Here is an 8,314-nt window from a genome sequence, read left to right on the forward strand (position 1 = left end):
CCGGAGCGCGCGGACTCCGAGGTTCTCGCCGCGCTGCGGGCGGCCGAGTCCGACCCGGCCGGCCTCACCGACGACCAGTACCTCACGCTGGCGACCGCCACCGGCGACGGCCTGGCCGCGGTCGCGGGGTTGGCCGACCGGATCCGCGCCGACGTGGTCGGTCCGACCGTCACCTACGTGGTCAACCGGAACATCAACTTCACCAACATCTGCTACACCGGCTGCCGATTCTGCGCCTTCGCGCAGCGCAAGGGCGACGCGGACGCGTTCTCGTTGTCCGCGTCCGAGGTGGCCGACCGGGCGTACGAGGCTTATGTGTCCGGGGCGACCGAGGTGTGCATGCAGGGCGGGATCGACCCCGACCTTCCCGTCTCCGGCTACGCGGACCTGGTGCGCGCGGTCAAGGCGCGGGTGCCGTCGATGCATGTCCACGCGTTCAGTCCCATGGAGATCTCCAACGGTGCCTCCCGCGCCGGGGCCGACGTGCGCGAATGGCTGACCGAGCTGCACGCCGCCGGGCTCGACACGATCCCGGGCACCGCCGCGGAGATCCTCGACGACGAGGTGCGCTGGGTTCTCACCAAGGGCAAACTGCCCGCGGCCGAGTGGATCGACATCGTCACCACGGCGCACGAGGTGGGGCTCCGGTCGAGCTCGACCATGATGTACGGCCACGTGGACACCCCGGCGCACTGGGTGGCGCACCTGCGGACCCTGCGCGGGATCCAGGAGCGCACCGGCGGATTCACCGAGTTCGTCCCGCTGCCGTTCGTGCACCGCAGCGCCCCGCTGTACCTGGCGGGCGCGTCCCGGCCCGGCCCCACGCGCGAGGAAAACGTCGCCGTCCACGCGCTGGCCCGGATCATGCTGCACGGGGCGATCGACAACGTGCAGACCAGCTGGGTCAAGCTCGGCGTCGCCGGCACCCGCACGATGCTGCAGTCAGGCGCGAACGACCTGGGCGGAACCCTGATGGAGGAGACCATCTCCCGGATGGCGGGCGCGGAGAACGGGTCGGCCAAGTCGCCGGAGGAGATCGAGGAGATCGCCACGGGAATCGGGCGGCCGGTGCTGCGCCGCGACACATTGTACGGTCCCGCGCCGCGGGTGGCCGGACAGGACCTCCTCGTTTAACGTGATGAACATCATGTTAGGTGATCCTTAGTCGTAGTGCTGGTCACACCTGTGGCATACCATTCAGACAAACCGCTACGAGGAAGGTGGCTGTCGTGACCTACACGATCGCAGAGCCGTGCGTCGACGTGATGGACAAGTCGTGCGTCGAGGAGTGCCCGGTCGACTGTATTTATGAGGGCGGCCGGATGCTCTACATCCACCCCGACGAGTGCGTTGACTGCGGTGCCTGTGAGCCGGTCTGTCCCGTTGAGGCCATCTTCTACGAGGATGACGTCCCGGACGAGTGGACCGAGTACAACGCGGCCAACGCGGATTTCTTCGTGGAGCTGGGCTCGCCGGGCGGTGCCGCCAAGGTCGGCAAGGTCGATTACGACGTGCCGTTCGTCAAGGCGCTCCCCCCGATGAATCAGGAGTGACTCAGGTGGCACCGCGCCCGGAGCGACGCCCGCCCGGGCAGGTTCTGCCCGTGTTCCCCTGGGACACCATCGCGCAGGCCCGCACCCGGGCCGCTGCGCACCCCGACGGGCTTGTCGACCTCACGGTCGGCACGCCCGTCGATCCCGTCGCACCCGTGATCCGGGATGCGCTCGCGGCGGACTCGGCCTTTCCCGGGTATCCCACCACCGCGGGCACCCCGGCGCTGCGTGCCGCCATCGTCGATTCGCTGGCCCGTCGCTACGGCGTCACCGGACTCACCGCGGATGCGGTCCTGCCGGCGATCGGGACCAAGGAACTCATCGCTGCCCTGCCCACGCACCTCGGGCTGGGGCAGGGGCACCGGGTCGTCATCCCGGAGATCGCGTACCCGACCTACGAGGTCGGCGCACTGCTCGCCGGGTGCACCGTCATCCGCGCCGACTCGCTCACGCAGCTCGGCCCGTCGACCCCGCATCTGCTGTACCTCAACTCGCCCTCCAACCCGACGGGCAAGGTCCTCGGCCTCGAGCACCTGCGCAAGGTCGTGGGCTGGGCTCGCGACCGGGGAGTCATCGTCGCCGCGGACGAGTGCTACCTGGGACTGGTCTGGGAGGGCGAAGCCCCGTCGATCCTCGATCCGCGGGTATCTGACGGCGACCACACGGGGCTTCTGGCCCTGCACTCGCTGTCCAAAACCTCCAACCTGGCCTCGTACCGCGCGGGCTTCGTCGCCGGCGATCCCGCCCTGGTGGCGGAGTTGCTCGAGGTGCGTAAGCACTCCGGTCTGATGATGCCGCTGCCGGTCCAGTCGGCCATGGTCGCGGCCCTGACCGACGACGCCCACGAGGCCGATCAGCGCGAGCGCTACCGGGCCCGCCGCGACCTGTTGCGGCCGGCGGTCGAGGCGGCCGGATTCCGGATCGACAACTCCGAGGCCGGGCTGTACTTGTGGGCGACTCGCGACGAGCCGTGCCGGGACACCGCGGACTGGTTCGCCGAGCGTGGCGTCCTCGTGGCCCCGGGCGAGTTCTACGGCCCGCGCGGCTCGCAGCACGTGCGCATCGCGCTCACGGCCACGGACGCGACTATCGACGAGGCCGTACGCCGCCTGTCCTGACCGCGGTCGTCGTCTCTTCGACGCGCCGCATGCGGTCGGCCGCGCCCCCGCCGCTGCATCCCCGCCCGTCTCGCCCGTCCCACCCATCCCGCCTGCCCCCACCTGCACAGCTCCGGCAACGAGCAGAGGGTTCCGCACACGCCATTCTCGCGAAACGTGTGCAGAACCCTCTTGCCGATGGTGCTCAGTGCCCGGCGCCGGGCTGTCGTGCGGACCGTCAGTTGTTGGCGTGCAGGTCGGAGTTGAGCTCGACGCCCTCGCGCTTCCACGGCACCGCCTCGACGGCACCAGTGATGGAGTTGCGACGGAACAGCAGGTTGTCCCGGCCGGACAGCTGACCGGCCTTGACCGGCTCATTGTCCGCCCAGGCCCCGGCACGGATCTCGATCTTCGTCCCCGCGGTGACGTAGAGCCCGGCCTCGACCACGCAGTCGTCGCCGAGTGAGATGCCGACGCCGGAGTTCGCGCCGAGCAGGCAGCGCTCGCCGATCGAAATGGTCTCCTTGCCCCCGCCGGACAGCGTGCCCATGATCGAGGCGCCACCGCCGACATCGGAGTCCGCGCCCACCACCACGCCAGCTGAGATGCGGCCTTCGACCATCGAGGCACCGAGCGTGCCGGCGTTGAAGTTGACGAACCCCTCGTGCATGACGGTCGTGCCCTCGGCCAGGTAGGCGCCCAGTCGCACGCGGTCGGCGTCGGCGATCCGCACCCCGGACGGCACCACGTAGTCCACCATCCGCGGGAACTTGTCGACCCCGTACACGGTCACGGCGCCCCGGGCCCGGAGCCGGGCGCGGACAAGTTCGAAGCCGGGTACGGCGCACGGACCGAAATTGGTCCACACGACGTTGCTGAGGGTGCCGAAGAGCCCCTCCATATTGGCGAAATGGGGCTTGATCAGGCGGCGGCTGATGAGGTGGAGGCGAAGGTAGGCGTCGTAGGCGTCGGCAGGCGGTTCGGTCAGGTCGGCGATCTCGACGCGGACCGCGACGCGCTCGACACCGCGATCGGCGTCAGGTCCGGTCAGGGGGGCGAGCTCAGCCGGGACCTCGTCACCGGAGAGCGCGCGGTGGCCGCTCGCAGCAGCGGACCCCAACGCGGGATCGGGGTACCACACGTCGAGGACGGTGTGATCTGACGTCAGCGTGGCGATTCCCGTGGCCACGGCTCCCTGTGCGCTCATGGTGTCGATGCTAGTCGCCGCCTTCGGCGAACACGGGCGACAGACATCTAAAGTGGACGCCGTGACCGTCGTTCTCGATCTGACCGCTGACCCGATCGACCTCACGCGCGCACTCGTAGACATCCCCAGCCCGTCGCGGCACGAGGAACAGATCGCCGGCATCGTCCACGCGGCACTGGTCGCCACCGCGGCGGGATTCACCGGACCGGCGCGCGGCAACGTGGAGATCACTCGGGACGGAAACAGGGTCATGGCGCGCACCACCCGGGGCCTGCCGACCCGTGTCGTCCTGGCAGGGCACCTGGACACCGTCCCCGTCGCGGACAATGTGCCCGGCCACGTGACCGGCGAGGGCGCGGACATGGTGCTGCACGGGTGCGGCACGGTCGACATGAAATCCGGCGATGCGGTGTTCCTCCACCTGTTCGCCACGCTGGCCGACTCGCCGGACCTGGCTCACGACCTGAGCCTGGTGCTGTACGACTGCGAAGAGATCGAGGCCACGGCCAACGGTCTCGGATTCCTCGAACGCACCCACCCGGACTGGCTCACTGGGAACGTGGCGATTCTGGGTGAGCCGACGGGCGGGCTCATCGAGGCCGGCTGCCAGGGCACGCTGCGCATCCGCGTCCATACCCGCGGCGTACGGGCCCACTCGGCGCGCAGCTGGCTGGGCGACAACGCCGTCCACCGGCTGGCGCCGATACTGGCGGCCCTGGCGGCATACGAACCGCGATCGGTGTACATCGACGGGTGCGTGTACCGGGAGGGCCTCCAGGCCGTGCGGATGTCGGCGGGCGTGGCAGGAAACACGGTGCCCGACGAGGCATGGATCGACGTGAACTTCCGAAGTGCCCCTGATCGAGACACGGACGCCGCCCTCGCCCACGCACTGGACGCACTCGGCCTCACCGGAGTCACCCGGGTTCCGGACGGGCAGCAACCGCCGAACGAACCGGGATTGTCCTGGGAGCTCACGGACTTGTCACCCGGAGCACTGCCCGGGCTATCGGCTCCGGCAGCGGCTGACCTGGTGACCGCGGCCGGGGGCAGGGTTCGAGCCAAGTACGGATGGACCGACGTGTCACGGTTCGCGGCACTCGGGATCCCTGCGGTCAACCTCGGTCCCGGCGACCCGGGACTGGCTCATAAACGTGACGAACACTGCCCGGCGGTCCAGATCACCGAGGTGGCGGACACGCTTCGCGGTTACCTCACAGCGGCACACTGATAATCGGCTCGCCCACCCGCCACGGTGTGGTGCGTGCCCCACAACCCTCAAAGGAGAATCCGGCCCATGGCACCCAATGATCCCGTGCACCTGCGCGGTCCCGTGCTCGTCCGCCGTGAGAATGGCGGAGAGCGCTCGACCACCGATCAGCGTCTGCTGGACAAGAACCAGGACACTGACTGGCTGCACACCGACCCGTGGCGGGTGCTGCGGATCCAGAGTGAGTTCGTCAACGGTTTCGGCGCTTTGGCCGAGCTGCCGGACGCGGTCAGCGTGTTCGGCTCGGCCCGGACCCGCCCGGGCGACCCCGTCTACGAGCAGGCCGTGGAACTGGGCAAGGCCCTGACCGACGCAGGGTACGCGGTGGTCACCGGTGGCGGGCCCGGCCAGATGGAAGCCGCCAACAAGGGGGCGTGGGAGGCGAACGGTCAGTCCGTCGGACTGGGCATCGAGCTGCCCATGGAGCAGGGGCTGAATCGGTGGGTGGACCTCGGCCTGCATTTCCGATACTTCTTCGTCCGCAAGACGATGTTCGTCAAGTACACGCAGGCCTTCGTCTGTACTCCCGGCGGCTTCGGCACCCTGGACGAGTTCTTCGAGGCCATCACGCTCGTCCAGACCGACAAGATCACCCGCTTCCCGATCGTGCTGCTGGGCGTCGACTTCTGGACACCACTGGTGGACTGGATCCGCGGCACGCTGGTCGAGCACGGCATGATCTCCGCCCCGGATGCGGAGCTGTTCCTCGTCACCGACTCGGTGACCGAAACCGTCGAGTACATCCGGGATGCCCACCAGCGCGCGGCGCTGACCGCGGAGGAGCGCGAAGACCTGTACGGCGAAGAGCATCGGGGGGTCGAGCGCTGATGTCACCGGTGCCGGGCAGACGAGTCTGCGTCTACTGCGCGTCGTCGTCCTATGACCCGAAGCTCCTGCAGATCGCGACCGATGTCGGAGAGGCGATCGCCCGCCGTGGCTGGACCCTCGTCTCCGGTGGCGGCAACGTCTCGATGATGGGGGCGCTCGCCGAGGCGGCCCGCTCCGGTGGGGCCCACACCGTTGGTGTGATCCCCGAGGGACTGCGGGTCCGCGAGGTGGCCGACACCTCGGCGCACGAGCTCGTCGTCGTCACCTCCATGCGGGAACGCAAGCGGGAGATGGAGGAGCGCTCCGACGCGTTTCTCACCCTCCCCGGCGGGATCGGCACGATGGAGGAGATGTTCGAGATGTGGACCTCGGCCTCCCTCGGATTCCACTACAAGCCGGTCGTTCTCTACGACCCGATCGGCTTCTACACCCCGCTCCTGGACTGGGTCCACGACCTGGCCGAGCAGGGACTGGTGCACAAGGAGGCGTTCGACTGCCTCGTCGTGCGCGACGACCTCGACGCTGCGCTCGACGCCTGTGGAGGACGCCGGTGACACGCGAGGTCCCGGCGCCGATGCCGACCCTGTGCGGTCGGCCCGTCCCGGCAGAGCGTCCACTGGTGATGGCGATCGTCAACAGGACACCGGACTCCTTCTACGACCGCGGTGCCACGTTCACCGACACGGCCGCGATGCGCCGTGTCGACGAGGTGGTGGCCGCCGGCGCGGACATCCTCGACATCGGTGGAGTCAAAGCGGGACCGGGGGAGAGCGTCGATGCGGACGAGGAGACCCGTAGGGTCGTGCCGTTCGTCGAGGCGGTGCGTCGCCGACATCCCGACGTGCTCATCTCGATTGACACGTGGCGCGGTGAGGTCGCCCGCCGGGCGCTGTCAGCCGGATCCGACCTGGTCAACGACACCTGGGCCGGTCATGATCCCGGCGTGCTGGACGCGGCCGGCGAGGCCGGGGCCGGGTTCGTGTGCTCGCACACCGGCGGGGCCGTGCCGCGCACCCGCCCGTTCCGCGTGGGATACGAGGACGTGGTGCAGGACGTGGTGGATGAGCTCACCGCGGCCGCGCAGCGAGCGCTGGCCGCCGGTGTGCCGGCCGACGGGGTACTCATCGACCCCACCCATGACTTCGGCAAGAACACCTTCCACGGGCTCGAACTGCTGCGACGTCTGGATGAGATCGTCGCGCTGGGGCATCCGGTCCTGATGGCGCTGAGTAACAAGGACTTCATCGGCGAGACCCTCGACGCGGACGTCGACGGACGTGGGGAGGGCACCCTGGCGGCCACGGCGGTCGCCGCACTCGCCGGGGCGCGCGTCTTCCGCACCCACGACGTGCCCGGCACCCTGCGGACCGTCGAGATGGTGGCCTCGATCATGGGCACGCGTCAGCCGGCTCGTACGGTGCGCGGGCTGGCTTGAGCGAGTATGCCAGAATCGGCAGCACAGGGGCTCGCCCGAGCATCGCGGCAGCCCTGCGAAGGAGGGGACCGACCATGCTCACCGTGATCGTCTACGTCGTGGTCACCCTCGTGATCGCCGCCGCCCTGTTCGCGCTGTCGCTGGTGCTGTTCGGCCGCGCCGAAGTGCTCCCGGCCGTCGCCAAGGGCCACACCGTCACCTCGCTACCGGAGGGCCCGCTCACCGGCGAGGATCTCCGGTCGGTCCGGTTCGGGATGGGTGCGCGCGGCTATCGGATGGCGGAGGTCGACTGGGCCCTCGAGCAGGCCGCTCAGGAGATCGATGACCTGCGTTCCCGTCTCGGGGAGGACACATCCGGCGGCAATCCCTCGCCGGAACTGTACGGTCGACCGGCTCCGGCATCCGGGTAGCGCGGAACACGCTAGAATCGTGTCCATCCACTAGTAGTACCGATCGTGGGGAGGGCGCGTCATGGCGTCGTCACCCCATGGACTAGGACGAAGGGAATCTACCTGATGGCGGCTATGAAGCCCAGGACGGGTGACGGACCGATCGAGGCGGCCAAGGAGGGCCGTGGGATCGTCATGCGCGTCCCGCTGGAGGGCGGCGGGCGGCTCGTCGTCGAGCTGACCCCGGATGAGGCGAAGTCGCTGAGTGTGGAGCTGACGCAGGCCACCTCGTAATCGCACGTCAACCGTTGCCGGCGCATCCGACCCTCGTGGCGGGTGCGCCGACTCATATGCCCGGAAAGTGGTCCCCGAGTTGTCTGACATCCCCGCTGGTTCCCGTTCCGCCCGTTCCGCCCGGGCCGCTGCCCACGCCACCGTGCCGCCTGCCGTGCCCTCCCGGCAGCTGCCGTCCGTCCGGGTGCTCGCGGCGCCCGGGGATCCGACCTCCGACGCCGCGATGGTGCTGGCCACCCGG

10 protein-coding genes are annotated in these 8,314 nt (G+C 69.4%); 9 read left to right on the forward strand and 1 reads right to left on the reverse strand.

Translation table 11 applies throughout. From position 1 onward, the window contains the following. The 3 genes from cofH to dapC form a co-directional block, all read left to right on the forward strand. A partial coding sequence (cofH, locus tag G6016_RS08435; RefSeq protein ID WP_182632219.1) for a 5-amino-6-(D-ribitylamino)uracil--L-tyrosine 4-hydroxyphenyl transferase CofH occupies nt 1-1,134 on the forward strand: 1,134 nt, incomplete at its 5' end. A gap of 95 nt (nt 1,135-1,229) precedes the next feature. After that, on the forward strand, nt 1,230-1,553 hold the full coding sequence (fdxA, locus tag G6016_RS08440; RefSeq protein WP_063972054.1) for a ferredoxin: 324 nt from the start codon (nt 1,230-1,232) through the stop codon (nt 1,551-1,553). Nucleotides 1,554-1,558: 5 nt separating this feature from the next. Next, the gene (dapC, locus tag G6016_RS08445) at nt 1,559-2,671 is read left to right on the forward strand and encodes a succinyldiaminopimelate transaminase (RefSeq protein WP_182632220.1); all 1,113 of its coding nucleotides are present in this window, start codon (nt 1,559-1,561) and stop codon (nt 2,669-2,671) included. Nucleotides 2,672-2,888: 217 nt separating this feature from the next. Here dapC and dapD read toward each other — a convergent pair whose 3' ends face one another. Next, nucleotides 2,889-3,857, reverse strand: a complete 969-nt coding sequence (gene dapD / locus G6016_RS08450; protein ID WP_182632221.1) for a 2,3,4,5-tetrahydropyridine-2,6-dicarboxylate N-succinyltransferase — start codon at nt 3,855-3,857, stop codon at nt 2,889-2,891. 61 nt (nt 3,858-3,918) lie between these two features. Here dapD and dapE point away from each other — a divergent pair, with 61 nt between their 5' ends. The 6 genes from dapE (at nt 3,919) to G6016_RS08480 (ending at nt 8,073) form a co-directional block, all read left to right on the forward strand. Further along, complete coding sequence (gene dapE, locus G6016_RS08455; protein WP_338403553.1) at nt 3,919-5,088, forward strand: succinyl-diaminopimelate desuccinylase; 1,170 nt, start codon at nt 3,919-3,921, stop codon at nt 5,086-5,088. A 66-nt stretch (nt 5,089-5,154) separates the two neighbouring features. Beyond that, the gene (locus tag G6016_RS08460; protein WP_182632222.1) at nt 5,155-5,955 is read left to right on the forward strand and encodes an LOG family protein; all 801 of its coding nucleotides are present in this window, start codon (nt 5,155-5,157) and stop codon (nt 5,953-5,955) included. Continuing rightward, on the forward strand, nt 5,955-6,509 hold the full coding sequence (locus tag G6016_RS08465) for an LOG family protein (protein WP_182632223.1): 555 nt from the start codon (nt 5,955-5,957) through the stop codon (nt 6,507-6,509). Before G6016_RS08460 ends, G6016_RS08465 begins: the two co-directional genes overlap by 1 nt. Nucleotides 6,510-6,529: 20 nt before the next feature. Then, the gene (gene folP / locus G6016_RS08470; protein ID WP_182632227.1) at nt 6,530-7,390 is read left to right on the forward strand and encodes a dihydropteroate synthase; all 861 of its coding nucleotides are present in this window, start codon (nt 6,530-6,532) and stop codon (nt 7,388-7,390) included. A gap of 74 nt (nt 7,391-7,464) precedes the next feature. Then, the gene (locus G6016_RS08475) at nt 7,465-7,800 is read left to right on the forward strand and encodes a DivIVA domain-containing protein (RefSeq protein WP_182632224.1); all 336 of its coding nucleotides are present in this window, start codon (nt 7,465-7,467) and stop codon (nt 7,798-7,800) included. 105 nt (nt 7,801-7,905) lie between these two features. Next, nucleotides 7,906-8,073, forward strand: coding sequence for a DUF3117 domain-containing protein (locus G6016_RS08480; RefSeq protein WP_182632225.1), 168 nt, complete (start codon nt 7,906-7,908; stop codon nt 8,071-8,073). Nucleotides 8,074-8,314: the final 241 nt, after the last annotated feature.

It is taken from the genome of Dietzia aerolata (assembly GCF_014144865.1).
GTDB classification, from domain to species: Bacteria; Actinomycetota; Actinomycetes; order Mycobacteriales; family Mycobacteriaceae; genus Dietzia; species Dietzia aerolata.